The sequence below is a fragment of the Bacillus sp. X1(2014) genome (assembly GCF_007678255.1).
This window is the reverse complement of record NZ_VEED01000015.1, coordinates 49,383-76,084: the sequence shown is the minus strand read 5'-3', so window position 1 is coordinate 76,084 and position 26,702 is coordinate 49,383. Positions and strand designations below refer to the sequence as shown.

27 protein-coding genes are annotated in these 26,702 nt (G+C 36.4%); 8 read left to right on the top strand and 19 right to left on the bottom strand.

Annotated elements, in window-relative coordinates; translation table 11 throughout:
• Positions 1-26: 26 nt before the first annotated feature.
• The gene (gene alaP / locus FS608_RS22335) at positions 27-1,427 is read right to left on the bottom strand and encodes an alanine permease AlaP (RefSeq protein WP_144554778.1); all 1,401 of its coding nucleotides are present in this window, start codon (positions 1,425-1,427) and stop codon (positions 27-29) included.
• 512 nt (positions 1,428-1,939) lie between these two features.
• Between alaP and FS608_RS22330 the strand changes: the two genes are divergently transcribed.
• From FS608_RS22330 to FS608_RS30895, 3 genes are all read left to right on the top strand, one after another.
• Positions 1,940-3,097 (top strand): PucR family transcriptional regulator, encoded by a 1,158-nt coding sequence (locus FS608_RS22330; RefSeq protein ID WP_144554777.1) that lies wholly within the window; start codon positions 1,940-1,942, stop codon positions 3,095-3,097.
• Positions 3,098-3,226: 129 nt separating this feature from the next.
• Complete coding sequence (ald, locus tag FS608_RS22325; protein WP_144554776.1) at positions 3,227-4,360, top strand: alanine dehydrogenase; 1,134 nt, start codon at positions 3,227-3,229, stop codon at positions 4,358-4,360.
• Between the two features lie 45 nt (positions 4,361-4,405).
• Entirely contained in the window at positions 4,406-4,573 is a 168-nt protein-coding gene (locus tag FS608_RS30895) for a hypothetical protein (protein WP_222127391.1), read from the top strand.
• Between the two features lie 203 nt (positions 4,574-4,776).
• Here FS608_RS30895 and FS608_RS22320 read toward each other — a convergent pair whose 3' ends face one another.
• The 5 genes from FS608_RS22320 to FS608_RS22300 form a co-directional block, all read right to left on the bottom strand.
• Complete coding sequence (locus FS608_RS22320; RefSeq protein ID WP_144554775.1) at positions 4,777-5,346, bottom strand: 5' nucleotidase, NT5C type; 570 nt, start codon at positions 5,344-5,346, stop codon at positions 4,777-4,779.
• Entirely contained in the window at positions 5,343-6,452 is a 1,110-nt protein-coding gene (gene ribD, locus FS608_RS22315) for a bifunctional diaminohydroxyphosphoribosylaminopyrimidine deaminase/5-amino-6-(5-phosphoribosylamino)uracil reductase RibD (protein WP_144554774.1), read from the bottom strand. Before ribD ends, FS608_RS22320 begins: the two co-directional genes overlap by 4 nt.
• Complete coding sequence (locus tag FS608_RS22310; protein WP_144554773.1) at positions 6,445-7,197, bottom strand: GTP cyclohydrolase II; 753 nt, start codon at positions 7,195-7,197, stop codon at positions 6,445-6,447. The genes ribD and FS608_RS22310 overlap by 8 nt, the downstream gene beginning before the upstream one ends.
• 132 nt (positions 7,198-7,329) lie before the next feature.
• Positions 7,330-8,745, bottom strand: coding sequence for a SpoVR family protein (locus FS608_RS22305; protein WP_144554772.1), 1,416 nt, complete (start codon positions 8,743-8,745; stop codon positions 7,330-7,332).
• 90 nt (positions 8,746-8,835) lie between these two features.
• The gene (locus tag FS608_RS22300) at positions 8,836-9,822 is read right to left on the bottom strand and encodes a M14 family metallopeptidase (RefSeq protein ID WP_144554771.1); all 987 of its coding nucleotides are present in this window, start codon (positions 9,820-9,822) and stop codon (positions 8,836-8,838) included.
• A 137-nt stretch (positions 9,823-9,959) separates the two neighbouring features.
• Between FS608_RS22300 and FS608_RS22295 the strand changes: the two genes are divergently transcribed.
• On the top strand, positions 9,960-10,214 hold the full coding sequence (locus FS608_RS22295; RefSeq protein ID WP_144554770.1) for a YhdB family protein: 255 nt from the start codon (positions 9,960-9,962) through the stop codon (positions 10,212-10,214).
• A 125-nt stretch (positions 10,215-10,339) separates the two neighbouring features.
• Here the strand turns inward: FS608_RS22295 and FS608_RS22290 are convergent, their stop codons facing one another.
• The 3 genes from FS608_RS22290 to FS608_RS22280 form a co-directional block, all read right to left on the bottom strand.
• Entirely contained in the window at positions 10,340-11,062 is a 723-nt protein-coding gene (locus tag FS608_RS22290) for an SDR family oxidoreductase (protein WP_144554769.1), read from the bottom strand.
• 48 nt (positions 11,063-11,110) lie between these two features.
• Positions 11,111-12,853, bottom strand: a complete 1,743-nt coding sequence (locus tag FS608_RS22285; RefSeq protein ID WP_144554768.1) for a phospho-sugar mutase — start codon at positions 12,851-12,853, stop codon at positions 11,111-11,113.
• A 193-nt stretch (positions 12,854-13,046) separates the two neighbouring features.
• Complete coding sequence (locus FS608_RS22280) at positions 13,047-13,433, bottom strand: YhcU family protein (RefSeq protein WP_144554767.1); 387 nt, start codon at positions 13,431-13,433, stop codon at positions 13,047-13,049.
• Between the two features lie 107 nt (positions 13,434-13,540).
• Here FS608_RS22280 and FS608_RS22275 point away from each other — a divergent pair, with 107 nt between their 5' ends.
• Positions 13,541-14,464, top strand: coding sequence for an RluA family pseudouridine synthase (locus FS608_RS22275; protein WP_144554766.1), 924 nt, complete (start codon positions 13,541-13,543; stop codon positions 14,462-14,464).
• Positions 14,465-14,516: 52 nt separating this feature from the next.
• On the opposite strand, the gene FS608_RS22270 is transcribed toward FS608_RS22275, so the two are convergent.
• A complete protein-coding gene (locus tag FS608_RS22270; protein ID WP_144554765.1) occupies positions 14,517-14,774 on the bottom strand; it encodes a GlsB/YeaQ/YmgE family stress response membrane protein in 258 nt (85 codons plus the stop codon).
• 385 nt (positions 14,775-15,159) lie between these two features.
• Between FS608_RS22270 and FS608_RS22265 the strand changes: the two genes are divergently transcribed.
• From FS608_RS22265 to FS608_RS22255, 3 genes are all read left to right on the top strand, one after another.
• A complete protein-coding gene (locus tag FS608_RS22265; protein ID WP_144554764.1) occupies positions 15,160-15,777 on the top strand; it encodes a DUF47 domain-containing protein in 618 nt (205 codons plus the stop codon).
• A gap of 11 nt (positions 15,778-15,788) precedes the next feature.
• Positions 15,789-16,796, top strand: a complete 1,008-nt coding sequence (locus tag FS608_RS22260; protein WP_144554763.1) for an inorganic phosphate transporter — start codon at positions 15,789-15,791, stop codon at positions 16,794-16,796.
• A gap of 131 nt (positions 16,797-16,927) precedes the next feature.
• Positions 16,928-17,515 (top strand): YitT family protein, encoded by a 588-nt coding sequence (locus FS608_RS22255; RefSeq protein ID WP_144554762.1) that lies wholly within the window; start codon positions 16,928-16,930, stop codon positions 17,513-17,515.
• 53 nt (positions 17,516-17,568) lie between these two features.
• Here the strand turns inward: FS608_RS22255 and FS608_RS22250 are convergent, their stop codons facing one another.
• The 9 genes from FS608_RS22250 to deoC form a co-directional block, all read right to left on the bottom strand.
• On the bottom strand, positions 17,569-20,814 hold the full coding sequence (locus FS608_RS22250; RefSeq protein ID WP_144554761.1) for a hypothetical protein: 3,246 nt from the start codon (positions 20,812-20,814) through the stop codon (positions 17,569-17,571).
• Positions 20,811-22,223: a glycosyltransferase family 2 protein gene (locus tag FS608_RS22245; RefSeq protein WP_144554760.1), complete on the bottom strand. Its 1,413-nt coding sequence runs from the start codon at positions 22,221-22,223 to the stop codon at positions 20,811-20,813. Before FS608_RS22245 ends, FS608_RS22250 begins: the two co-directional genes overlap by 4 nt.
• A gap of 3 nt (positions 22,224-22,226) precedes the next feature.
• Positions 22,227-23,264, bottom strand: a complete 1,038-nt coding sequence (locus tag FS608_RS22240; protein WP_144554759.1) for a HEAT repeat domain-containing protein — start codon at positions 23,262-23,264, stop codon at positions 22,227-22,229.
• A gap of 1 nt (position 23,265) precedes the next feature.
• Entirely contained in the window at positions 23,266-23,688 is a 423-nt protein-coding gene (locus FS608_RS22235) for a response regulator transcription factor (RefSeq protein WP_144554758.1), read from the bottom strand.
• A gap of 237 nt (positions 23,689-23,925) precedes the next feature.
• Complete coding sequence (proC, locus tag FS608_RS22230) at positions 23,926-24,729, bottom strand: pyrroline-5-carboxylate reductase (protein WP_144554757.1); 804 nt, start codon at positions 24,727-24,729, stop codon at positions 23,926-23,928.
• Positions 24,730-24,742: 13 nt separating this feature from the next.
• Complete coding sequence (locus FS608_RS22225) at positions 24,743-25,255, bottom strand: DUF3189 family protein (protein ID WP_144554836.1); 513 nt, start codon at positions 25,253-25,255, stop codon at positions 24,743-24,745.
• A 119-nt stretch (positions 25,256-25,374) separates the two neighbouring features.
• Entirely contained in the window at positions 25,375-25,773 is a 399-nt protein-coding gene (locus FS608_RS22220; protein ID WP_144554756.1) for a cytidine deaminase, read from the bottom strand.
• A gap of 25 nt (positions 25,774-25,798) precedes the next feature.
• A complete protein-coding gene (locus tag FS608_RS22215; RefSeq protein ID WP_144554755.1) occupies positions 25,799-25,969 on the bottom strand; it encodes a XapX domain-containing protein in 171 nt (56 codons plus the stop codon).
• Positions 25,970-25,992: 23 nt separating this feature from the next.
• Positions 25,993-26,667: a deoxyribose-phosphate aldolase gene (deoC, locus tag FS608_RS22210; protein WP_144554754.1), complete on the bottom strand. Its 675-nt coding sequence runs from the start codon at positions 26,665-26,667 to the stop codon at positions 25,993-25,995.
• Between the last annotated feature and the right edge of the window lie 35 nt (positions 26,668-26,702).

Here is a 26,702-nt window from a genome sequence, read left to right as displayed (position 1 = left end):
TTCTAATAGTAATCTTTGATAATTTTTTAGCTTACTCGTTCATCTACCTTATCCTGGATCGAATTTCGCTTATGGAATCCTTTTGTATAGTAAACCGCAACCAAGAAAACTAAGAATAAAGGTCCAATTATTAGTGCAATCCGAGTATCAGGATTATACGCCATTAAACCAATGACAAAAGCTAAGAAGGCTAGAGAAAGATACGAAGTAAACGGAAACAGTGGCATCTTATATTTTAGACCCTTCTCCTCCGCCGGCTTTAAAGTTTTACGATAGCGAATTTGCGATAAAAGAATAACTCCCCAAGTCCAAATCGCTCCAAAGGTTGCGATGCTCGTCACCCATGTAAAAACTTTTGCTGGGACAATATAATTTAAGATAACACCAATTAATAATGCACCTGCAGAAGCTATGACTGCAACACCTGGAACACCACTCTTTGTTACTTTTGCAAAATTCTTTGGAGCCTCATCATGCTGTGCTAAATTAAATAACATCCGTGCGGTACTAAATATACCACTGTTACAAGATGAAAGGGCTGCGGTTAGTACAACAAAGTTAATAATACCTGCTGCTCCCGGTATGCCGATTTGTTCAAACGTAAGTACAAATGGACTACCTTTTGTACCAATTTCCTCCCATGGATAGATGGACATGATCACGAATAATGCACCCACGTAAAAAATAAGAATACGCCAGAATACCGAATCAATTGCTTTTGAAAGAGACTTTTCAGGGTTTTTAACTTCACCTGCTGTAACACCAATCATTTCAATTCCCAAATAGGCAAACATTACCATTTGTAATGATAGTAAAACACCTTTAATTCCATTCGGGAAAAGACCGCCATGTTCCCATAAATTTTTAATTCCAGTAGCAATACCGCCGTTGCCGATTCCAAAGAAAATCATTCCAAGACCAATGGCAATCATTGCAATAATCGTAACAATTTTTATTAGCGCAAACCAAAATTCTAATTCACCATATGCTTTTACAGCAAGAAAATTGACTCCTGCCATGATCACTAGTGCTGCGAGTGCCCAGATCCAGCGTGGAACATCTGGATACCAATATTCCATGTATATTCCTACAGCTGTAATCTCAGCCATACAGGTAACAACCCATAAAAACCAATAGTTCCAGCCAGTTATGTACCCTGCAAGTGGACCTAAATAATCCCGTGCATATTTACTAAAAGAACCCGCTACCGGTTTTTGAATCGCCATTTCTCCTAGTGCACGCATGATAAAAAACATAATTAGTCCTGCAACACCGTATCCAAATAGAATACCTGGTCCCGCCATTTTTATGGCTGATGCAGAACCAAGAAATAATCCCACCCCGATGGCTGCCCCTAAAGACATCAAGGTGATATGCCTTTCCTCTAAACCACGATGAAGCTCTTTACCATGAGTGTTTTTACTCATATAAATCCCCCTTATGAATACACATTAGAATTCCTTCATCCCATAGAAATAATTTCTTTGCTTTTTCACTATAGCAATTTTAGTCTTTTCTTTTAAGCCTTTTATTACTTAATCCTCCTTAAGACCCAATTGGCAACGCTTTCAAAAGGTAATTATTAAAATATTTTCCCTTTTTGGATTACTCGGAATCATTTTAACATTATAGCATATTATTTATTTTGTAAAAATACATGAAATTATAATATTTTTTTTGTAAAATTAAACAAAGGAATTTTTTATATTATGGCTCTGTTAAACTTGCCTGTTGATTTCGGTCCAGGCACTTCGCTTTCCAATCAACAGGGTGCCAAAATAAACAATAAGCACTTACATAGCCAATATTTTAATAAGACTACTATAAATCATTCTATATTAATCTGGGGGTAATCGTTCTGAATACTAGACTACCTGATCCATTTAAGACTGCCTTCGAAAGCTTAGATGAATTTGCCGACCTTATAAGTCAGGTACTAATGTGCCCAATTACAATTGAGGATGCAAACCACCGTCTTCTTGCCTACAGCACACATGATGAACGGACGGATCCAGCGAGAATTTCTACAATCATTGGACGAAGGGTGCCGGAAAAAGTTATTAATCAATTATGGAAAGAAGGAACGATTCCCGCTTTACTTAAGACCCAAGAGCCGATCCGTGTGAGGAACATGAGTGACATCGGTCTTAACAATAGAGTCGCCATTTCAATTTGGAAACAAGAAGAAGTGATTGGTTTTATTTGGGCAATTGAAATTGATAAAATTTTAACTGAAGAAGATTTCATTCTTTTAAAAAAAGCCGCAGATTCCGCAAAAAATAAACTATTACAGCTTCAGACAAGAAAGAACAAAAAAGAAGAACGTTCACAAGAATTTTTTTGGAAACTTTTAACAGGACACCTTAAAGTAAACGAGGAGATTTTCGATCATTTCCATTCACTACAATTAACACCACCTACCTCTTTTGCGGTTCTTGTTTTTCAGTTTCAGGAGAATATCTCGAATAAAGTAGAACAATCCATATCATATCTGTTAAAAACAAATCAAAGAATAAAAATAATTCTTAACACAATAGACTGCAATCAACTCATTCTTATGGTATCCACAACTACTATTGAAAACCATTTCAATGAACTAGATCAATTTTCAAAATTCTTTGTTTTGCAAATGGGTGAGAGATATGGAATCAAAGAGATCAAACCAAGCTATAGCAGTATTTATGAGGATTATCTACAAACAAACAAGGCCTATAAGGAAGCCCTAGCAGTCTTAGCAATTAAAGAAAAGTTCCCTTTGGAGACTAAGGATATTTTTAACTATCAAAAGCTTGGAATCTATCAAATAGTAAATCTTATCTTAGAAAAAAGACAATCCGAACCCTATGAAAATTATGCCTTAAAACGGCTTCATGAATATGATCAAAAACACAATAGCAATTTAGTAGAAACATTAGAGGTTTTCTTAAATAAAGACAACAACATAAATGATGCAGCCAAGGAATTAAATGTCCATGCAAATACATTAAATTATCGACTTAAACGGATCTCTGAAATTGGGGATGTAAATTTCAAGGATCCTAACCAAAAGATGATTCTCTACTTAGATTTAAAACTGGAAAAATATCAGGGGATTTGAACGTTTTGTGAAAATCTCCAAAAAGAATGAAAATCTTTCTCTTTTCTGAACAAAGAAATTCTCTAGGAAACATTTTATACTTTAGCCATAGCTAAACACTTTCATGTAACTAGAGGAGGAAATAAATATATGTTTATTGGCGTACCTAAAGAAATTAAAAATAATGAAAATCGTGTTGCACTAACTCCTGCAGGTGTGGTTTCATTCCTAAATGCTGGCCATAAAGTATTAGTAGAAAAGGACGCAGGAATTGGAAGCGGTTTCACCAACGAAGCTTATGCAAAAGCTGGTGCTGAAATCATAGATAGTGCAGAACAAGTATGGACTAAAGCTGATATGATTATGAAGGTAAAAGAGCCTCTTTCAAGTGAATATAAGTACTTCCGTCAAGGTTTAATATTATTTACTTACTTACACTTAGCAGCAGAGCCAGAGTTGGCTCAAGCTCTTAAAGATAAAGGTGTCATCGCGATTGCCTATGAAACAGTATCTGTGAAGCGAACTCTTCCATTGCTTACCCCAATGAGTGAAGTGGCTGGTCGTATGGCTGCACAAATTGGTGCGCAGTTCTTACAAAAGAATAATGGAGGGCTTGGCATTCTGCTTGCAGGTGTTCCAGGAGTTAACCGCGGAAAAGTTACCATTGTCGGTGGAGGAATTGTAGGAACCAACGCCGCTAAAATGGCGATCGGGTTAGGTGCAGATGTGACAATCATTGATTTAAGTGCAGAGCGCCTTCGCCAGTTAGATGATATCTTTGGAAATCAAATCAAAACATTAATGTCAAATCCATTCAATATTGCTGAAGCCGTGGCGGAAGCTGATCTTCTTATCGGTGCTGTATTAATTCCTGGTGCCAAAGCTCCTAAGCTGATTACTGAAGAAATGGTTAAGTCAATGAAACCTGGTTCTGTAATCGTCGATGTTGCAATTGACCAAGGTGGAATCGTTGAAACAATCGATCATGTGACAACACATGATAATCCAACATTCATCAAACATGGTGTGGTTCACTATTCTGTTGCTAATATGCCTGGTGCCGTACCTCGGACTTCAACAATGGCTCTTACAAATGTTACGGTTCCATATGCATTGCAGATTGCTAATAAAGGGGTTTTTAAAGCCATTTCTGAAAATGCTGCATTATATCTTGGCGTTAATGTGGCCAACGGTGAAATCACGTATGAGGCAGTAGCAAAAGATCTTGGCTATGATTATGTAACTGTAGAAAAGGCCTTAGAAAAAGAACTTGCTTCAATTTAATCTTAATAAAAGAAGGCAGCAATTAATTAGCTGCCTTCTTTTATTTTGGCTCTTATCGTTAACTTTGTTGCTGTGTTCCATTCGTGGCCCATTCGGACAGCTTTCGTAACTTCAAAAGCAATCCTGTCCGAACATCGGTCGTCTTCGGACAGCTTTCATGATTTCAAAGGCAATCCTGTCCGAACATCGGTCGTCTTCGGACAGCTTTCATGATTTTAAAGACAATCCTGTCCAAACATCGGTGGTTTTCGGACAGCTTTCGTGATTTCAAAGGCAATCGTGTCCGAACATCGGTCGTTTTCGGACTGCATTCGTGGCTTCAAAAGCAATCGTGTCCGAATTATAATTCCTTCTGTAAATTTTTATGATTAAATTGGTTCCAAAAACAACAATTATTCCGAAAACAGCCTTTATTTTTATACTTTTTCTGTAATGATTTCCTCAAGGTCACTCCAATTTACGATCCGTGGAAAGTTTAAGTGACGATTATAGGATTGATCGCGAAGAAAAATTTTAATGGATTCGTTTAATAATGTATTTAATACTTCTGGTTTATCATCAAAGTAATAATCAAGCTTTAATTTTTTTATGATTTCTACTTTTTCATGATCCTGCATTCCGTAAAAAAATCTTTCATCTTGAACGGGAAAACCGTTTTCTTTTAACCAAATCTTCGTTCGTTCACCATGTTCTTTAGGTCTTGCTGTTACATAGTATATCTCGTGCCCATTCTTCTCAAGTTGTTGTAATGTTTCAACTGCATCTGGAAAGGCTGGGCATGACGTATAATAAATTTCTTCTAATGATTTATTCCACATTTCTTTTCCTTGTAGATCAGTCAATCCAAAAGGTTCATGTATTTCAACTCTTTTTAAGTTATGAAAAAGTTCAATTGGAACATTCTGATTCAACCTTTTATTATAGATATTAAAAGCATGTTCTCGTAGATTGATTAATGTATCATCAATATCAAAACCAAATCTCATCGCATAATTCCCTCTTTTGAATAACTTGGATAGCCAATAAATTTATAATCTTTTCCAATTTTAATGATTGAAGTGTCCAATAGATCAACTGCATCAGCCATTTTCTCTATTCCTGTACCTTCGAGGAAAGTTGGTGCATGCTTTCCACCAATTAATTTTGGTGCAAAGTATAGGATGACTTTATCAATACATTTATTTTCTAGGAAGGATGCATTAATAGTCCCTCCTCCTTCAATTAAAACGGAAGAGACCAGGTTCTCACCTAATATTTGGACCACTTCATTAGGGTCTACTCTTTCTAATCCATTGGTGACAAAAACCTTAACCCCTAAAGACTTTAAGGCTTCTTCTTTTGCCGCGTCATAATTCTTGCTTGTAAAAATCCACGTTTCTGCAAGGTTATCGGTGACAACCTTTGACTCTAAAGGAATTTTTAAAGTTGAATCCAGAATTACCCGAATAGGATTTCTCCCATTTGGGATCCTCGTCGTTAATTCAGGGTTATCTTCTATTACTGTATTTACACCTACAAGTATCGCCATATTTTCATTACGAAGATGATGAACATCCGTCCTTGATTCTGGCGAAGTAATCCATTTACTATTTGAAGTATGTGTGGCAATTTTCCCATCTAAGGTAACCCCTGATTTTAAAGTGACAAATGGCTTTCTCTCGACAATAAACTTATTGAACACTTCATTCATCCTTTGGGATTCCTCTTGTAGAACTCCAATAATCACTTCGATTCCAGCTTCTTTTAGTATTTTAACACCATTACCTGCAACTACAGGATTTGGGTCAAGTGTAGCGATTACCACTTTTTTAATTTCTGCCTCAACGATTGCGACTGCACAGGGGCCTGTCCTGCCATAATGGGAGCATGGTTCCAATGTCACATAAATGGTCCCTCCCTTTGCCGCTTCACCAGCCATACGTAGTGCGTGAATCTCAGCATGCGGCTCTCCTGCTTTTAAATGAGCACCGATTCCGACTACACGGTTATCATTCACTATTACGGCTCCAACAAGTGGATTGGGATCAGTTTGACCTTTCATTGCTTTGGCATTTTTTAAAGCTAAATCCATATAGAATTCATGATTAGTCATTTGGACAAGTCTCCTTATCTTTTAAATGACCTGAACGTTTAATTTTTGTCTGAAGGTACTTTTCGTTATACTCAGATACATCACCCCACAAGGGCTTTCGGCCTGAGACCTCTAAACCAGAGCTTTTTAAGGCTTCCAATTTTTTCGGGTTGTTAGTCATAAGTGTTACAGGTTTTGATCGTAATGCTTTAAGAACTAAAATCGCATCTCCATAATTTCTTGAATCATCAACAAAACCAAGACCTTCATTCGCTTCAACCGTATCATAACCGTTTTCTTGAAGAACATAGGCCATTGCCTTGCTAAATAAACCAATCCCTCTTCCTTCATGGTTAGCTAAATAGAATAGCGCTCCTGTACCATGTTCTGAGATCATCTTCATTGACTGTTTTAATTGGAAACCACAATCACACCGTTTGCTCCCAAAAATATCCCCTGTATGGCAAATTGAGTGGAATCTTATAATTGCATCGTCTCCGTATTCAAAATCTCCGTATACTAACACACTAGATTGTTGGAACTCCGCTAAATTAGCCGAAGATAATTTTTCGATAATTCTTTCAAAATCCTCTGTCACTTCATCACAATTCAGCCAGCAGTACCATTTAAAAACGACCGTTTCACCATATAAATTAACTGGAAGCCGAATCGGACCGACTAAATATATCGCTCCTTTTTGTGATTTAATTAATTTAATTTTGTCTTCTAAAACAGAAAGCACATTAGGGCTTAGCGTTTGTTTCATCAAATTTATCCCCTTTTTAGCATAGTGTTCACTTCAGTAAACAATTTATATTCATGAAATGATTTTTCCTGTCTTCTATTGTCCATAAATAAAAAATAGGCTATCTTGATAGTACAAGATAGCCTAAAGAAATTACAAATATTTACGATGCACCCCTTTCCCATCATAGGAGAACAACATTTTTCTTTCTTCGATCATCGATTCGATATGGACTGGCCTTCCCCAAAGCTGCTGGATATATGGAAGTACTTTTTCGAGATATTTAACATCAAGTTCCACACCTTCATACCAATGCTTTAAATAAAGTTCACCATTTTTTAAATAATCTCCATCATTAACCGTTATATAAGGGAAACCGCCATTTACCCGCATATTTACAAGCTGATCGCGAACCTGTTCCCATTGTTTATCGACAATTTTGTAGTCCCTTCCTTGTTTTTGGAAAAGATACATATCTTCTCGCATGACCAGATCTTTATTAAGATAGTTTCGCAAAAAGGAAATATCAGACTCTACTTCACGAACTTCAAATATCTTTTCTCTTCCAGACCCTGGTATTACTCCCCTTCGAATCATATCCTCTGTTGGATTATTGTACCGCTCCTCAATATCCTCAAAAATCTTGATTCCAAGGTAATATGGATTGATTCCTGTTTTGGAAGGCTGCACCACGCCGGCATTCAATTTAGCAAATTCGATGGCTTCACCACTTGTTAAATCCATTTCTCGTAGTATCCGTTGATGCCAAAAAGAAGCCCAGCCTTCATTCATGATTTTTGTTTCAAGTTGCGGCCAGAAGTAAAGCATTTCCTCCCGCATCATTGTCAAGATATCTCGCTGCCAATCGGTTAACTCGCGACTGTAGGTTTCAATAAATAATAATAGGTCCTTCTCTGGTTTAGGAGGAAATTTCCGTTTCCTTGGTTGATTCGTTTCCTTTTTATCCTTTTCATCTAATCCCCATAGATCATCATAGGGCGTAGCCGCTTGAATTTCATGTTCATCATCTGACTCGTCATCTCCGATAGACCAAGATAACTTTGGTCTCATCAATGATGGGTCAATGTGTTCATCGATGGCCAATACCGCGTCAAGGAAGGTCTCTACCTCCTTTTTGCCGTATTGAATTTCATATTGATGAATCCTTTCAGCCGTAGCTGCCATACTTTCGACCATATCCCGCTTCGTATTTTGAAAACGCACATTATTCTTAAAGAAGTCACAGTGTGCTAATACGTGGGCAACAATTAATTTATTTTGTATAAGGGTGTTAGAGTCAAGCAAAAAAGCATAGCATGGATTGGAATTGATAACTAATTCATAAATTTTACTCAGGCCTAAATCATAATGAAGTTTCATTTTGTGAAATTGCTTTCCGAAGCTCCAATGTGAAAATCGGGTTGGCATTCCATAGGCCCCAAATGTATAAATAATTTCAGCAGGGCAGATTTCATAGCGCATGGGATAAAAATCCAAACCAAACCCAGTTGCGATTTCAGTAATTTCACTGATCGCATATTCCAGTGCATTACGTCCTTCCACATTCATTGCCATTCCCCCTTTTCCTCTTACCACAATGTATGAAGTAAAAAGGGGAATGATGAAACAAGATAGAAAAAACAATAGGCAAGTATGGATTTAATTTGATATTTTTTTAGCCTCTTTCGCTATTTTTATCCCTACATTTCGATTTCGTTTCCATTCCTTTTGGAAAATAGATAAGGGTGGATTGGTTTCACCAACTAAATAACTTATTTCTATTGTAAGCGCCGGCCGATGATAAGTTGTGATAAACCAATCGGTGAACCCGCCGCCCGTAGCATTTTTATCAGGCACTGCTAATTTATAACCAGTTAGATTCGATATTTTTTTCGCAATCCGTTTATCCCGTTTCAAATTTCCCTCATTTTTATAGTTCCAATAAATTTCTCTGCCTGCAGTGTGATAAGCAATGGCGATCGTAGGGTCAATATCCTTAATAAAATTTGTAAGGCATCTTACTTCTTTGGATTCCAGTGGTTCTTTCCCTTTATAGAATTTATACCAAGGAGAAGCTGGTTCTCGATCGAGACTTTCCCATCCTGCTGGATATTGCCTGTTCAGGTCAATTCCCAAACCATTAGCTTTCCATCGTTTGAAATCTTTTGATCCATCATTCATCCTGACCAAAAGCCGCTGATGTTTAGATGGGAAACTTTTCAAATCGTTCTGTTGGATGGTTACACCATCAGGATTTAACATCGGTACAAACCAAATGGAGACATCATTGAAAATTTGATTGGACTTGAAGCCTAAAAAGGTTCTCTCATTATATGTCGATGCATATGACTCAAGCATTTTCATCAACATGAGACTAGTCATCCATTCTCTTCCATGATGAGAACCAATTAAGACCACATTTTTCTTACCTGTTCCTAGCTTGATTGCCCAAATATCACGACCAAAGTGGGATGTACCGATTGATTGAACTTTTATTTTTTCTTTATATTTTTTGTTTATTTTTGAGAGGTCATCTTCCAGCATCTCAAAACTATAACGATTATTGCCTTTAACAATTTTTGCGCTTGTCACATTTTCCTGCTGAATTGTAAAAAAAACGATGATACAGATTATAATTTTATCCATATGACCTCCACTAATTTAATTATGCAGGTAAATGTTGAAAACAGCGTAAATAGTGAATGTCCAACATTTTCTGTGAAAGTTATCGTTAAAATATCATACAATAATCTCAACTCCTAATAAGGAGGAGATAAAAACAAATGAATAAAATGGATTATGATCGAGCGTTGTATTATACACATCGTTCTGAGTGGGATAATTTGCTGATTTTAATGGTACGAACAAAAGACCAATTTTTATCTAAAAGAATTGAACAATTCCTGCATGCTTACAATTTCGAACGTGATTACACGGTAATTGAAACAAAACTGTATAACCTGCTGCGATACATTGACCATGCGAATGAAACCGTAGAAACTGACCCAAATGAGATACCGATGTATAGTCTTTCCTAATTTAACAAGTGAATGCAAATGAAATTGAGAAACTTTTTACTACCGGACCAAAGAATTCCACCACCAAAAAAAACACGGCTTCCACAAGTGGGGAGCCGTGTTTTAAAACTGTCTTATGATTTTGGTTACGCGATCGGATATTGTTGAGCAAACGGGTGTAAAATAATTTCATCAATCATCATATATTTTGGAGCAGATGCCATGTACACAACTGCGTTTGCAATATCTTCTACCTTGAGCCAGTCATTTTTCTCTGGCAATCCTTGAGTGGATTCAGCAAAATACGTATCAACCATACCTGGATTAACCGTACCTACACGAATTCCATATTCACGAACTTCTTGAGCCACTGAACCAGAGAATCCTTGAACAGCATATTTTGTTGCCGTATAAGCTGCACCATTCGGGATTGTATAACGGGCTACATCAGATGAAATGTTTATAATCGTTCCTGATTTTCGGCTTTTCATATGTGGTAAGACTGCCTTTGTCGCTAAGAATACACCTTGTACATTTACTTCAAATACCTTTTTCCATTCTTCTAAGGATACTTCCTCCGTTAACTTAAAAAAGCCGACACCTGCATTGTTAACTAGAAGATCTATAGAACCATATGTTTCAATTGTCTGTTCAACAACTGCCTTCATATCTTCTTCTTTGGAGACATCCGCCTGAACAGGCAATACATTTGCATAACCCATTTTTTTTAGATCTTCAGCTGTTTCTGAAATCTGTGATGAACTTCCCACAATCGTTAATTTCATTCCTTGCTCCGCCAGTTTTACGGCAATTTCCTTGCCAATTCCTCTAGAGCTGCCTGTTACAATGGCAATTTGGTCTTTAAGCATGTTTCTCTTCCTTTCATGATGAAGTTCGTAGTTAGTTTAGGAAGGCAATTAAATTTCCTGAACCAATTTCATTTTATTGTCAACTAACGCCATAAAATCATTTTCAATGGTTTTAAGTTTTGCTTTGCTTTCTTCTAAACTGTTACTATTGACACCAAAATAGAACTTCACCTTTGGCTCTGTACCAGAAGGACGTAAACAAACCCATGAACCATCTTCGAATGTATACTTTAAAACATTCGATTTTGGTAAATCAATTGTTTCTTGCCCTTTGTCCGTTACACGAGTACTTGTTAAATAATCCTCCGCAGTGGATGTAGCCAATGTTCCAAGGCTGGTAATTGACTCTGCACGGAAAGACGCCAATAACTGTTGAATCGTCTCTGCGCCTTCCTTGCCCTTTAAGGTTAGGGAGCGTAGGCCTTCTTGGTAATATCCATACTTTTCAAATACCTGCATCAACCCTTCATAGAGGGACATGCCCTGTTTCTTATAAAAAGCACAAACTTCCGTTGCTAAGAGAGCAGCCTGTACCGCATCTTTATCTCGTGCAAAATCACCAATTAAATATCCGTAAGATTCCTCATATCCAAATAAAAATTTACGATCGCCCGCTGCCTCATATTGATTGATTTTTTCAGCGATAAATTTAAACCCTGTTAATACATCAACGCTTTCTAATTGATAAGCTTCAGCAATCTTCCGGCCTATTTCCGATGTAACGATTGTTTTTAAAACCACTCCATTTTCTGGTAGTGACCCTTTTTCCTTTTTCTGGGTAAGGATGTAATCCAGTAATAAAGCACCTGTTTGGTTACCAGTGAGAACGACATATTCTCCCTCTGGATTTAATACGGCAATCCCTAAACGGTCTGCATCAGGGTCTGTCGCAATGAGAAGGTCTGCGCCGATTCTTTTTCCATCACGAATCGCTAATTCGAAGGCGGCATGTTCTTCTGGGTTAGGACTTTTTACCGTTGAGAATTCTGGATCCGGAAGTTCTTGTTCTTTGACGATCGTTACATTCTCATATCCCAATGCTGAAAGTGCAGCACGGACAGGCTTATTAGCGGTTCCATGTAGTGGAGTAAAGACGATTTTGATATCCGTTTCTTGAGCAAGGGTTGGATTCTCAGATATCGTTAATAGTTTCTCCGTATAGGCTTGGTCAATTTCCGAACCAATCGTTTTAATTAATCCTTCTGCTCTTAACTTTTCTTCACTTTCAACCTCAATGAGTAATTCATTTTCAATCTCATTTACCATGGCGATTACCTCATCTGCCGCTTCTAATGGCAGTTGGCCTCCATCCGATCCATATACTTTATAGCCATTATATTCAGGTGGGTTATGGCTTGCGGTAACCACAATGCCTGAATAAGCATTTAAGTATCTTAGGGCAAAAGATAATTCAGGAGTCGGTCTTAATTCATCAAACACATATGTTTGTATCCCCTGTGTGGCCAATGTTTTTGCAGCCTCTAGCGCAAATTCTGGAGATTTATGGCGTGAATCAAAAGCAATGACAACTCCACGTTGTTTTGCTTCCATTCCATGGTTTTTTATGTATGCTGCCAGCCCAGCTGATGCTTTGCGAACAGTATAAAGGTTCATTCGGTTGGTGCCTACCCCAATTTCTCCACGCATACCACCAGTACCAAATTCTAAATTTTTATAAAAAGCCTCTTCTACTTGCCTTTCATCCTTCATCAATTGTTTTAATTGATCCTGTAATTCAGTATCCAATCCATCAAATTCCATCCAACTTCTCGCTGTCTTTTTCCAGTCCATAGGGATCTCCTCCAAATTCTGTCTACTGTTATTGTTTCTAATTTCGACTATGTTACTCCTTTAAAAATCTCATGAAATTAAACGACAATTTTCGCAGAACTACATTTAATCAGTTCTTTTTCTATATTACCTCAAAAACCACTATTATTAGTAGAAAAAAAATAAAAGCCCGCATATGCAGACTTTTACTTTCTTATATTAGTAACTCATTATCCGCTTTAGAATAGATACTTAGCATGGGAATTCTAATATTTTTTGCTTCTTCAAAATGTTCATATTTGAATGGAAACAGTAAACCAAACTCCGTTAATGTCTCAACATTTTTGTTAAATAATGAGGCATACTGTTCATCAGGTTGAGAGGACTCTAGAATGGAGATTAATGTTTGAATACACGTCATGACCTGAAAGGCATCTTTTAATGTATTGAACTCTTCAGATGTATGCAAAACCTTTAATCGCTCAAACTGACAAATCTCCTCATCAGTAAAATAGATCGGAAATATATTCGAATAGATGTATCTCACTAGTCCATTAATTTCTTCCTCTTGACTCGGTGTCGAGGCAAACACAATTTTCACTAATAACCCACCTTTGCCATCGCTTATTTCTGTCGTATTGTATATGATAAGAATAACATAACTAAGTCAGTATTGACGGTGGTAATTATAACCTTAAGGAGAATTAAATGCTAAACACAATGCGAATGGGAGAATGGTTTCAAATAGTCGTCCCATTAGAATGGACTGGAAAAACGATCGAGGATATTTTTCGGCATGTCTGGGAAACCCCTAAAAAATTAACCCATACTTTTAGAATGGAGAATAAGGTAAAAATTAATGGGGAACGCGCAAACTGGACCATGCCTCTCGTCAAGGGTTCTAAGTTGCAATTAAAACTGTTTGAGGACGAAAAGATAGAAATTTCACCAAATTATATAGACATAGACATACTTTTTGAGGATGAACATGTTTTGGTTATTAACAAACCGCCCTTTATGAATAGCCATCCTAATGACCCAATAACAGATCAAGATACACTGATTAATGCAGTGCAATTTTATCTGCAAGCAAATGGAGAAAATAGGAACATCCGGCAAATTCACCGGTTAGATCGTGATACGTCAGGGGCCATCCTCTTTGCTAAACATTCACTAGCAGGGGCTATTATGGACCAGATGCTTTTTAAGAGAAATATTAAAAGAACCTATATTGCCTTGGTCCATGGGGTAGTTAAACACAGGAGAGGATCAATTAATGAACCGATTGGCCGGGATCGCCATCATGCAACAAGAAGGAGAGTTTCTCCAACGGGTCAGGCTGCTCTTACCCATTACACTGTAGTAAAAGTGGACAAAGAGAAGCAACTTTCATATATAAAATGTTGGCTCGATACGGGGAGAACTCATCAAATCAGAGTGCATTTAAGTCATATAGGGCATCCACTAGTTGGAGATACGTTGTATGGCGGAAAAACACTTGTGAAAAGACAAGCACTACATGCGGCAAAGCTTGAATTCATTCATCCATTTACGCAGGAAAAAGTTGTATGTCATGCTCCATTTGTTGATCAACCTTTAATTTTTAGGGATATTGATATCTTTTCATTATAAAGCATGAAAAGGCCTCCGAGCATTTCGGAGGCCTTTTTAAAGTAAAGAAAAATTATCTATCGGTTCTTCTAAAGGCTCGCAGTATGAAACTTACTAGCAAGACTAAAACGGCTGAACCGATAATTGCAGGTATTATTGCAAAGTCTGCAACTTCTGGTCCCCAATCACCTAAAACCACTCTTCCCAGCCATGCCCCAACAAATCCTGCAATGATATTACCAATAATGCCACCCGGAATATCTCTTCCAACGATAAGACCGGCTAACCATCCAATAATCCCACCAATAATTAATGCCCAAATGAAACTCATTCAGTACACTCCTTTTTAGTAACAAATTATTTGTCTCAGGCAGTTGGAAAAGTAACTTTTTTCATGCTACCTGTATTTATAAAGTACCCTAATATTTTTTTTATACTCAAAAAAGAAAAAATCTTAACTCAGGTAACTAAGTACATAAATACATAAATATAGGCAAAAGTAAAAATGGCTTTATTTAAAAGAACTATAGAAAACATATAATGTAAAGATTTTGTAAACATGCATAGAATTTGTTCATATTAAATGAACGATTCAAAAAATTCTAATGTTAAGTTTTTGTAAATTTATAAAGAATTTGTTTCTTTTTTCGACATTTTTCAGATAAAATTACTGAGGCGGTATACACAATTGTTTAATAGAAAATGGGGGTATTCACATGGCATTTAAAAAAGTCGATAAATTCTCAGCATTACTTAGTAATATTTCTGCAAACTTAAAGGAAAGTGCAAATTTCTTTACTGAATACAAATTAAAAAATGTGAGTGATTTGAAAATTTTCTCTGAGAAAATGAAGGAACTTGAAACAAAAGGTGATACATATGTGCATGAAGTAATTAAAGAATTGAATGATGCCTTCATTACTCCAATTGAACGAGAGGACATCCTTCACCTAGCGATGAGTATGGATGATGTACTCGATGGACTTGAAGGATGCGCAGCATTATTTGAAATGTACTCTATTACGAATGCAGATGAATTCATGAAGAAATTTGTGGATGCGATTCAAGGTAGTGTTCATGAAATTGACAAAGCAGTTGAACTACTTTCAAATAAAAAGTTACAGCAAATAAGAGAACATGCCATTAAGATAAAGGATTTTGAATCCAACTGCGATAATATCTTACGCCAGTCGATTAAAAATTTATTTACGGTCGAAAAAGATCCGATCCGGATTATCCAATACAAAGAAATTTACGAAAACCTTGAAGATATTGCCGACTATTGTCAAACGGTTGCCAATACACTTGAAACCATTATCATGAAAAATGCTTAAGGAGCAAACATATGAGTGTTGTATTAATTTTAACGATTTTAATAGTCATTGGTGCCCTTGCATTTGACTTTATTAATGGATTCCATGATACAGCAAATGCAATCGCAACCTCTGTATCCACAAAAGCTCTTAAACCACGACAAGCAATTATATTAGCAGCCGTAATGAATTTTATAGGAGCATTGACATTTACTGGGGTTGCTAAAACTATCTCTAAAGACATTGTTGATCCCTTTTCACTTACTGGTGGTCATACTGGATCGATTGTTATTTTTGCTGCACTGCTAGCAGCTATTTTTTGGAACTTACTCACTTGGTATTACGGTATTCCAAGTAGTTCATCACATGCAATTATCGGTTCTATTGCGGGTGCAGCCATTGCTGCAAAAGGATTTGAAGTAATTAAAGCTGAAGGTTTTATAAAAATTATTCAAGCATTAATTCTATCACCGATTTTAGCTTTCACAGTTGGGTATATTGTTTACAGCATTTTTAAAGTCGTTTTTAAAAATTTTAATTTAACTAAAACCAACCGATCCTTTCGTCTAGTCCAAATTGCTACTGCCGCGTTACAATCCTATTCACATGGAACAAACGATGCACAAAAATCGATGGGGATCATCACCATGGCTCTGTTAGCTAATGGTTATCTTCATACTGATGAAGTACCTTTTTGGGTACAGCTCTCTTGTGCAATTGCAATGGGATTAGGTACATCAATTGGTGGTTGGAAGATTATAAAAACAGTCGGCGGGAAAATTATGAAGATTCGTCCGATTAATGGTGTTGCAGCAGATTTAACGGGTGCAGCAATCATCTTTGGAGCTACTTATATCCATTTACCAGTCAGTACCACCCACGTCATTTCTTCAGGGATACTAGGGGTAGGTTCTGCACATAGACTTAAAGGAGTAAAATGGGGTACAGCTCAACGGATGTTAGTTACATGGGTAATCACACTTCCAATTACTGCATTATTAGCTGGTATCTTTTACTTCATTCTCAATATCTTCTTTTAACAACCAGAAGTTTTTTCTGGTTGTTTTTTTTGATTTGTTTTAATTCAGCCTATTTTTTTGACTATAGCACTTCTAAATATGTTGAACTTTCATATTTTTATGATAGAGGACAAGTTTTGGAGTGATGGATGATGAAGGAAAAACTAGCAGCAATGCTGCTCGGGAGTTTACTGTTAAGCCTTGGGGTAAATGGATTTTTAGTTCCTTATCACTTACTTGATGGAGGCGTCATCGGGTTAGGACTAATCATTCATTATTTTTACGGGTGGCCGACTGGACTAAGTATTATTGTCTTAAGTCTTCCTTTATATGTTTTAGCCTGGTTTTTTGAGAGACGCTATTTTTACTACAGCCTCCATGGCCTTATCATTTCTTCCTTTTGTATTGATTTTCTATCATTTATTAACGGTAAAATTGAAATGGGGATATTACCAAGTACCATCATCGGTGGATTGCTTGTCGGGATAGGAATAGGACTTATGCTGCGTTACGAAACCAGTACAGGCGGGACAGATTTGCTTGCCCAATTATTAACTAAATTTACTTCTATTAATATTGGGATTATCATCTTCTTAATAGATGGTCTTGTCATCACAAGCGGTATTCAGGTTGTCGGGTTGGAAAAGTTCTTTTATTCTCTCCTCACGATCATCTGCGTCGGCTTTATGACGGCGCTAACCGTAAGAGGAAACAATAATCAACATTTCCCTTATTATTAAAACAAAAGGAAAGGAAACGCTTGTTTACCACTAGCGTTTTCCTTTCCTTAATACTACTTTCCATTTATGTCAATTGTTCCATACGTTTCTTTCATAATTCCATAGGATTTCTTCAACCGTTCATAAAAGGTTGGTTCTTCCCACTTCTTCCAGCTGTATAAAAATGCGTCGAACTGGTGAAGCCGATTATTATTTGTTTTAGGCAATGTTTGAGTAACCTTCCCCAGTTCTGTTGTCACAATAGCGATTCGAATTCCACTCGTTTCAACACTGCCAGATAAACCACTTTTCCAAACATTTCCCATTACTTCCTTTAAACTAGGATCTTTCACATTTAATAGCTGCCATGGAATCCTTCCTTCAATGACCTCCCTATCATCACTAATGCTAACATCAGTTAATGAGTCGAAATTTTTACTATTAGGATTCGCATTCCCAAACTTCAGTTTCCCTGTCTCGTAACTCGCAAAAGGAATAATTTCCTTTGTGGTTGGAATGGTTAATTCCTTATTAAGAGCAAGTCTTATGGGATGAAACACTCCATTATTCTTTTGATTTGCATATTGCTCCTTATCAATCATATTCAGTAATTGGGCATACTGATAATAAAATGTATCATAGTAACTATCAACCATGATATTAGAAGTCTTAGGCCCTGTAAGTTTGACTAAAAAATCAATCCCAAAGTCTGTATTGATTGATATCTTATCGTTTAATGGGATTAGGGTTTGACCCTGTTGCTTAATAGTATCAAGCAGGAAGAATGATCCTTGTCTGCGAAAATCAATTGGACGATTATATTTTATAAGGAAATATAAATATCCATTGTCAGAGGACAACCGAATTTCTTTTATAGTGTCCTTTTTATCTTTGCTAGAGTAACTCTTTTTGACTCCTGCTAACTCCCAATCCCTTCCATTACCATCCACAATGATTTCAGTCTCCTTTTTCCCTGGTTCAAAACCTAGTAAGCCAAAGTGCTGTTCATTCGTTTGCATATTATTCCAATATGGTCTTCGATCAGGATTATCAAAATCCATGGTATTCCATGTTCGTTTAAACCATTCATCCTGCCAGGTGAAGACAAGCCCCCCCATGTAACCTTCAGAAACAATCGATTGGTATAGATGCTTATTAATATTCCCTTGTTCTTCTTCTGAATGAAATCCTTGGTTCATTCCATAAGCATTCTTATGTGTTAATCCTCTTGAAGCCGGCACACCAAATTCTGCAACAAGCACTGGCATTTGATGGGCAGTCCGTAATTCATTTAAGTAGCCGGCATAATTGTTTTTCTTCCCCTTTGTATCAATATAATTAAGGTAGGACTTTTCATAATTAAGAAAATCAGGATAATAAGGATAGATATGATAGGAAGCAAATAATCCTGCCGAAAACTGCTTAGATGCTTTAATATGATTGGGATTCACTGAAACCATATCCTCATTCTCCAGTGGCTCAGTGGGATGCTTCAACATATCCGTTGTAACCCAGTTTGTAAAACTCATTGAATGCTGCCAATGGAAGTGATTCGCCTCATAATCAGCAGCATAATCCATTAAACCAGCCAGCCAGATTTCAAATGGATTGGCCCCTTTTGTTTTAAAATAATTACCTGTAAATTGACCAATTTTTGAGTGTTTTTTATTTGTATTTGTTACCATAGCCGGATCCCATTCCGTGCCGACAATGATTCCCAAAACATACTTTGAAATATCGTATTTATATACACCTGATGCATGTCCAGGACGGTGCGGTATGTCTGCCTTCCCATGGATAATATCAATCATATTTTTTATTTCAAGTTTTGCATCGTCTAGATTTATTTTGGCAAAGGCGTCTTGGGTTTGAATCAGATTCTCTTCATTAACCCATGTCCCATGGAATAAGAATAATGGCTTTTTCGCGATTTTGTTATATTCATAAAAGGCTTCATAAAATTGTGGCGGGTGGAGTGTGTAAATTCTTATTGCATTTGCATGCATTGCACCAATTTCTTTAAACCAACGGAAGTATTCATCTTTTGTAATTGCTGTCTCCCCAGGAAAATAACCAGGTTTTCCTATCCCCATGTTTACACCCTTAATTAAAAGATCTTCCCATTTCCCGTCCTTCTGAATCTGAATATAAGATTTTCCAGTTTTGCTGTTTGATTTAATTCCATCAAGTTCGACAACGTCCACTTTTTCCTGTTGAGTTACATGGTGTAATCCATGCTTTAAAATATCCTTCATCATTGGTACATAAGTTTCCCAATAGAAAGAACCATTGGAACCAATATTCTTCTTCCAAGTATCCAAACCCTTTGTTTGGTAAATTCCTGGAACTTCAGCTTCATCAGCAAAATCCCCTGAAAAATAATAAGCGGAATACTTTGCATTTTGGTGAATAATGACGGCTGGAAAAGAAGTTGGAATCCCATATCCTTTAAGAGTTTCTTTTGCTTCCTTAGTAATTGGCAGCTTATAGGCGGCCAATATTTCCTTATCATCTCTGGCATCAATAATATCGAACCAATAACTGTATTTTCCATCGAAATTTTGTGTAAAATGTTTTTTTCCGTTGATAGTCAATTCAAACAGAAGACCTTTGTCGTTAACATCTTTTTCTCCAAGTACAACGATATAATTGTTTTTACTGACAAATACAAATCCTTTTCCAGTAAATGACCACTTTTTATTTTGCTTCTCATAATTCTCTTTTACCCATTCTGGTACCTCTGTACTATTAAGGTTGGAAAAAAAGCGACCGATCCAGCCAGTCCATTCTACATTAAGTAAATTCGAGATCTCAGCTTTCGACGATTCTGGTGTAGGACTTGCAAACGTATTAAATTCTGCTATTATTGTTTTGCCTTTAGATCGAATTAGTTCATTTTTTATTTGATTAACTTCATCAGTTTGAAGTCCGCCATAAATTTTTGTAGAGTGTTTTCCTAATGGATTTTGTCCGAAAAACTCCTCTTTATATACTCCATATTGATCGGTTAAATAAATAACATCGTATGGTTTTAAATCCTTTGGTAAAGGATTTATTAAATATTCCTTCCCCTTCTTTGGTTCAAATCCTCGATAGTCTTCCGAAACTGAATAAGGTTTTTTTCCATTTTTATAATATTTAGCATTATTTAGGATCCAAACCAATCCTTTATGTTCTCTATAGGAAGGATTTGGAACAGTCTTGTCGACAATTAATACGTTTAATTTTTTGATGGGCTGAATTTTCCATAGCCAAAAGGGACAGGTGATAATAATTAAAAAAAGAACCGTATAAATGATTAAATTAATTGGTTTTTTCATTCGGAAACACCTTTTCTTTTCATTTCTCCCCAACTTCGATCACCGATTATCATCTGCCAAATGCCCTCACATCTCCAATACACGGTCAGCGGCCTGTACCAAATGGTTTCTGTTAAGGAATATAAAAATAACTTAATGATATCTGATACTTTTGGATACTTTGTTAGACTCCATTCTTCCAATAGAACCGATGTCATTGAAAAAATAGACCCATATAAACAAGAGAGGAGAAATAACAAAATAGCAAATTCTATATATGTCCCCCCAAGTATTAAACAAAGCATCATAAACAGGTATCCTAAAAATTCAATAACTGGACCGAAAAATTCGACAATCCAAAAGTATGGGAAAGATATCAAACCAATCGAACCGTATTTAGGGTTAAATGTGATTTTCCTATGAGTCCATAAGCTTTCCAGTAATCCCCTATGCCAACGTCTCCTCTGCCTGCGAAGGAAGGTCATATCCTCAGGAACTTCCGTCCAACAAACAGGATCTGGAACATAGACAATCTTTTTCTTTATTTTTTTTTCTCTTAAGAGTCGATGGATTCTAACAACTAATTCCATATCTTCCCCGACCGTATCTGTTTTATAACCACCCGCCGCAATCACCCAATGCTTCGAAAAAACTCCAAATGCTCCTGAGATAATTAATAGAAGATTATGCCGGCTCAAGCCAATTCTCCCCATTAGAAAGGCACGCAAATATTCGATAATTTGCATAACAACTAAAGGTTTATTCGATAAACCGATTTTTAGGATATGTCCATTTTTAATTTGGCATCCGTTCGCAATTCGAACACTTCCACCCGAGGCAATCACTTCTTCATTTGAATCAATTATTGGTTTCATCACCTTTAAAAAGGCATCCTGTTCAAGAACAGAATCGCCATCTAACGAACAAAAATAAGGGTAATGCGAGAAATTAAGGCCCACATTAAGGGCATCCGCCTTTCCCCCATTCTCCTTATCAATGAGAAACAAATTCGATAAAATAGCTGATTGATAAATCCTGCTAATTGGTTTTGTATCCACTTGCCTTCTAACTACTTTTTTTATTTCCTTCATATCATAGTGCTCGATTACTTTTGCAAGTGTTTGGTCGGTTGAACCGTCGTTCACCACAATCACTTCAAATATCGGATAATCTACACTCAATAATGATCGCACACTCTGAATAATCCCTGCTTCTTCATTGTATGCTGGTACGATTATAGAAACAGGTTTTGTATAAAATTCGTCCGAATAATCTTCATATGCTTGTACTCTGTCAAGTTGGTATTCCTTCCGAAGCTGGAAAAAAGAGATCACCAAGATAACAGAGTAAAAAGAAATAACAATAACCATATATACAGCGATAAACCAAGCAAAAAGCGTTACAACATTTTCCCACACTAGAATTCCCATTTTCTATACCCCTTTATGAAGCCATTCCCATGCCATATCCTTAGCAAATACATCCTTTGAAGTTTCTAACACTTCCTGTAAAATCTGGTGCCCATTCGGAAATTGGCAGATGGCCTCTCCGGCCTGAAAACGAACCCACCACATTTGGTCATGCAAAAGCTCGATTAATCTTGAAATCCCCTTGACTTCTTTTAATGAACCAATAAGTTTGGCAGCAATCATTCTTTCTTCCCATTTACTAGAATAAAGTAGTTCTAAGTAGGGTTCTGTATTTTTCACATAGCCCACATTCGATAATGCCTTTAAGGCTCGAAGCCTAATTTCCCCTTTATAGACTGAAAAGATTTTCTCAAGAAAAGGAAGATAATTTAATTCCTTTTTTATTGAAATTACATCTAGGATTGCTGTTTGTAATGACTGACTGCTCTTATGAAAATGAAGAATATACTTTTCAAATTGCTTTTGCTCGAGGCGAACTAAAATCGTACGGTACTCAAATTCAGAGAGATTCTGGTAGCGGGTTATTAGCAGGTCAAATAAAAATTCATATTGAAATAATGCAAGGATTCTTAAAGAATGAATAAGTTCTGCGTGGGAGAGTTTTTTTTTCTGTGTTAGTAAGTAGATATCATCGTTTAGGAGAGTTAATTTGAAATCTTCAATATGATAGAGGGTGTTCATACGTTTACTCCACCTTTTACTTTTAAGTTGCTTGCGATACCTCTCCAATAAATACATTGATGCAAGTTCTGTTAATCGTGACTTTTCATCCTCACCTTCTAAAATTTTGCTAAATCTGCCTAGAAGTTCTTCGATGGCTATTTGTTCAAGAACGTTTTTGGGATTCAGTCCCCTAGAATAACCTCCCTCCATTAACATGGTAAAAAGAATGGAATGATATTTTTCTATAAATTGCCCAATTGCTTTCCTGTTTTTAATATCCATTGACTTTCTTATGGTTAGATATATTAGTAAAACCACTAAAATGACTAAAATCGTTATCGTTAAAATTGTCAGGTAATATAATTCATTTTTCAGCATGCTATTTCATCCTCTTGATTAACCTTTCAATCCTAGCTTGTAGCTCTTTAATACTAAAAGGTTTAGTTATATAATCATCTGCTCCTAGCTTTAATGCCCTTTCAATATCCGTTTCCCTTTTTCTCGCTGTCAACATAAGGACATAGATATTTCTCCCATTTTTTATTTTTTTTACTTTCTGCAGGATTTCGATACCATCCATAACAGGCATAACACCATCAAGTATTAAAAAGTGTATGCCATTTTCTTCTAAGCGTTTGGATTCAAAGAATTGTAGACCATCTTCAAATGTTTCAATGTCTAATTCAAAATCATTAAAAACCATTCCCTTAAGTATCCTTATTAACATGGCTCGAATAATCGCATCGTCATCAATGACCGAAATGAACAAGGTTTCTTTTGTAAATACATTATTTAAATTCATGACTACCTACTTCCTTAAATGATAACCCTTCATATATGTATGAACAGACTTGCACTGTTTTTAGTTCAATACCTTTACTATTCCCTTATTTTTAACTGATTTTATGTATTTAAAGTTTATTATTAATAATTGTATCTGTCACGAGAAAAATACAGAAAACGGTCGAATGATATTAGTTTTTGTCAAAATTCGTCGAATTAAAAAAAGGATCCAAAAACAGGATCCCTAAATTGCTTTTTATATGAGGTTTTTAACTTTATTTGTACATTTGTCCATTGCTGACATTATGGATCCCCGAAATTGCTTTTCCTCCAAGGTAACAACTGCTTCAATTGTTGCCCCACCTGGCGTACACACATTATCTTTGAGTTCTCCAGGATGTTTTCCAGTTTCAAGGACCATTTTTGCAGCGCCAAGAACAGCTTGAGCAGCTAGTTGATATGCTTGATTCCTTGGTATTCCTTGCCTTACCCCTCCATCTGCCATAGCTTCTATAAGCATATACACATATGCCGGGGATGAACCGCTGATAGCAGGAACGGCATCCATTAGCTTCTCTTCTAGCCTTTCTGTCTTTCCAAAGGTCTGGAACAAGTGCTCTACCTCAACAATTTCATTTTCAGTAAGGTAATCATTCGCACAGATCACACTCATACCTTCCCCAACAAAAGAGGGAGTATTAGGCATTGTTCTAATCGTCTTTACATGAAAACCAAATGCCCTCTCAATATCCATTATGGTGATCCCTGCAGCAATCGTTACAATGATTACATTTTGTTTTATATCGTTCTTGATTTCTTCAATTATTGTTGCATATAGTTCAGGTTTCACCGCAATAATAAGAATGTCAGCAAAGATAGCAACATCTCTGTTATTTAGTGTTGTGCCTATATCATACTTTTGTTTGATTATTTTTATCGTATCTTCTGTGTTAGCACTAGCCAAAATATCCTCTTTTGGAATCGTTAATGATTTAACCATTCCCTCCATCATTGCTTGTGCCATTTTTCCAGCCCCAATAAAACCTATTTTCTTTTTCACTTTTCTCCCCCACCTATTTATACATCTCATTCTCCAATACGATGATATTTTCTGTAAAAGTTGTTTTCCCTATTTCTTTTGTATTTTCCACCAACCTGTATATATTATCACAACATTGTTTAGCACCTATAACTAATAACGGCACTCCAATAAAATCAATTTTCAACCCCCTTGAGAACATTCCACCCATAGTCATGGCAAAAGGAACAGTTGGAGAAGTATTAGAGAAGACGATTTTTTCATCAAAATGAAATTTTTCTTGCAGCAATAAACACATTTCTTTTAATGCAGGGACCACATATTTATTTCTTTTTCGTCCAATCGAATAAACAGAGTTTCCATCTTCATCCATTCCATGGAAAATAATTTTACCAAAATCTGCTTTCGTTAATTTATTGAAATATTTTACACTTAAAATTTCTTCTTTTGTCAGTTTTCGTTCGGATTGAGGCAATTGTTTTAAATGGTAGGCCGCTGCTAAAGAAGTTGTATGAGTTCCGCCAAAATCATTATAGATATAAATCATGAAATCATCCTTTATTTTTGCTATGTATATTATGTTCAATATAGTATTTTCCAATTCAAGTTGATTTCCCACACAAAATAAAAAAGAAGTTTATCACAATAGGATAAACTTCTTTTTTACTACTTATTTAAGTCTTTAGGTGAAAAAGCTCCTGGTAGCAGATCTTTTACAAGGATATTTTGAACATCGCCCTTTAAATTCGTTAGTACTACTTCCATTTCTGCATCACAAAGTTCAGAAATAACCTGACGACAAGCCCCGCAGGGTGAAACCGGCCCTTCAGTATCCGCCACAACAACGAGTGAAGCAAATTGTGTAATTCCTTCAGAATACGCTTTAAACAATGCTGTTCGCTCCGCACAGTTAGTCATACTATAAGCTGCATTTTCAATATTACAGCCGTGGAATACTTGCCCATCTTTTGATAATAGTGCGGCGCCAACTTTGAAATTTGAGTAAGGTACGTAAGCACGCTCTCTTGCTTTATTTGCTTCTACAATTAATTCTTTTTTATCCATCCTGTTCACGCTCCGCCAAGGAAATTTATTGCTGAACTAATTTAGTAATCCAATCAAGAAGCACGCCGCCAAAGTACACACCGAAAACACCGACTACTGCGGAAAATACTGGGGGTGCAGGTATTGGAAGCTTTAAAAACTTAAATAACATACCAACTATTACACCGGCAATTAATGCCATTATTACGTCTCTCATCAAATTAACCTCACATTTGATATTTAGTAATTGCTTAAGGATAGCTCACCTTTACTGATTGAAACACCAGAACTTGCACCAATACGAGTTGCTCCTGCTTCTACCATTGCAAGTGCATCTTCTCTGCTGCGGACACCGCCAGAAGCTTTGACACCAATTTCTGGACCTACGGTTTGACGCATTAGACGAATATCCTCGACAGTGGCTCCGCCTGTTGAAAAACCAGTAGATGTTTTTACATAGTCTGCCCCAGCCTTTACAGAAATTTCGCATGCTCTAATTTTTTCTTCTTTTGTTAACAAGCAAGTTTCGATGATTACCTTTACCAATGCCTTCCCTTTAGCTGCCTCAACCACTGCACGGATATCTCGTTCCACCAAATCATCTTGCTTATCTTTTAAAGCACCCACATTTATAACCATATCAATTTCATTAGCACCATTTTCAATCGCATTATTTGTTTCAAATGCTTTTGTTTCTGGAGTAGTCGTCCCAAGAGGAAAACCAATTACGGTACATACTTTTACTTCTGGAGTGTCAGCTAACATATCTGCTGCTGTACGAACCCAAGTTGGATTCACACACACCGAAGCAAATAAATATTCCTTTGCTTCTTCCACTAACTTTACAATTTCTTCTTTTGTTGCATCTGCCTTTAATAATGTATGGTCAATCATTCCTACTACATTCTGTGTCATACTCTTCGTCCCCCTACTAAAAAAATTATATATAA

What these genes read in the sequence shown, in the direction of transcription:
- FS608_RS22235 (WP_144554758.1), bottom strand. Translation starts at nt 23,688, where the DNA reads ATGAATTTAAATAATGTATTTACAAAAGAAACCTTGTTCATTTCGGTC.
- FS608_RS22215 (WP_144554755.1), bottom strand. Translation starts at nt 25,969, where the DNA reads ATGAGAGACGTAATAATGGCATTAATTGCCGGTGTAATAGTTGGTATG.
- FS608_RS22305 (WP_144554772.1), bottom strand. Translation starts at nt 8,745, where the DNA reads ATGAATGTGGAAGGACGTAATGCACTGGAATATGCGATCAGTGAAATT.
- FS608_RS22255 (WP_144554762.1), top strand. Translation starts at nt 16,928, where the DNA reads ATGAAGGAAAAACTAGCAGCAATGCTGCTCGGGAGTTTACTGTTAAGC.
- FS608_RS22240 (WP_144554759.1), bottom strand. Translation starts at nt 23,264, where the DNA reads ATGCTGAAAAATGAATTATATTACCTGACAATTTTAACGATAACGATT.
- FS608_RS22300 (WP_144554771.1), bottom strand. Translation starts at nt 9,822, where the DNA reads ATGGATAAAATTATAATCTGTATCATCGTTTTTTTTACAATTCAGCAG.
- FS608_RS22310 (WP_144554773.1), bottom strand. Translation starts at nt 7,197, where the DNA reads ATGAAACAAACGCTAAGCCCTAATGTGCTTTCTGTTTTAGAAGACAAA.
- FS608_RS22270 (WP_144554765.1), bottom strand. Translation starts at nt 14,774, where the DNA reads ATGAGTTTCATTTGGGCATTAATTATTGGTGGGATTATTGGATGGTTA.
- FS608_RS22225 (WP_144554836.1), bottom strand. Translation starts at nt 25,255, where the DNA reads ATGATTTATATCTATAATGATTTTGGCGGAACTCATACAACTTCTTTA.
- FS608_RS22245 (WP_144554760.1), bottom strand. Translation starts at nt 22,223, where the DNA reads ATGGGAATTCTAGTGTGGGAAAATGTTGTAACGCTTTTTGCTTGGTTT.
- alaP (WP_144554778.1), bottom strand. Translation starts at nt 1,427, where the DNA reads ATGAGTAAAAACACTCATGGTAAAGAGCTTCATCGTGGTTTAGAGGAA.
- FS608_RS22285 (WP_144554768.1), bottom strand. Translation starts at nt 12,853, where the DNA reads ATGGACTGGAAAAAGACAGCGAGAAGTTGGATGGAATTTGATGGATTG.
- FS608_RS22265 (WP_144554764.1), top strand. Translation starts at nt 15,160, where the DNA reads ATGGCATTTAAAAAAGTCGATAAATTCTCAGCATTACTTAGTAATATT.
- FS608_RS22260 (WP_144554763.1), top strand. Translation starts at nt 15,789, where the DNA reads ATGAGTGTTGTATTAATTTTAACGATTTTAATAGTCATTGGTGCCCTT.
- FS608_RS22290 (WP_144554769.1), bottom strand. Translation starts at nt 11,062, where the DNA reads ATGCTTAAAGACCAAATTGCCATTGTAACAGGCAGCTCTAGAGGAATT.
- FS608_RS22330 (WP_144554777.1), top strand. Translation starts at nt 1,940, where the DNA reads ATGTGCCCAATTACAATTGAGGATGCAAACCACCGTCTTCTTGCCTAC.
- ald (WP_144554776.1), top strand. Translation starts at nt 3,227, where the DNA reads ATGTTTATTGGCGTACCTAAAGAAATTAAAAATAATGAAAATCGTGTT.
- ribD (WP_144554774.1), bottom strand. Translation starts at nt 6,452, where the DNA reads ATGACTAATCATGAATTCTATATGGATTTAGCTTTAAAAAATGCCAAA.
- FS608_RS22295 (WP_144554770.1), top strand. Translation starts at nt 9,960, where the DNA reads ATGAATAAAATGGATTATGATCGAGCGTTGTATTATACACATCGTTCT.
- deoC (WP_144554754.1), bottom strand. Translation starts at nt 26,667, where the DNA reads ATGACACAGAATGTAGTAGGAATGATTGACCATACATTATTAAAGGCA.
- FS608_RS22220 (WP_144554756.1), bottom strand. Translation starts at nt 25,773, where the DNA reads ATGGATAAAAAAGAATTAATTGTAGAAGCAAATAAAGCAAGAGAGCGT.
- FS608_RS22250 (WP_144554761.1), bottom strand. Translation starts at nt 20,814, where the DNA reads ATGAAAAAACCAATTAATTTAATCATTTATACGGTTCTTTTTTTAATT.
- FS608_RS22320 (WP_144554775.1), bottom strand. Translation starts at nt 5,346, where the DNA reads ATGAGATTTGGTTTTGATATTGATGATACATTAATCAATCTACGAGAA.
- FS608_RS22275 (WP_144554766.1), top strand. Translation starts at nt 13,541, where the DNA reads ATGCTAAACACAATGCGAATGGGAGAATGGTTTCAAATAGTCGTCCCA.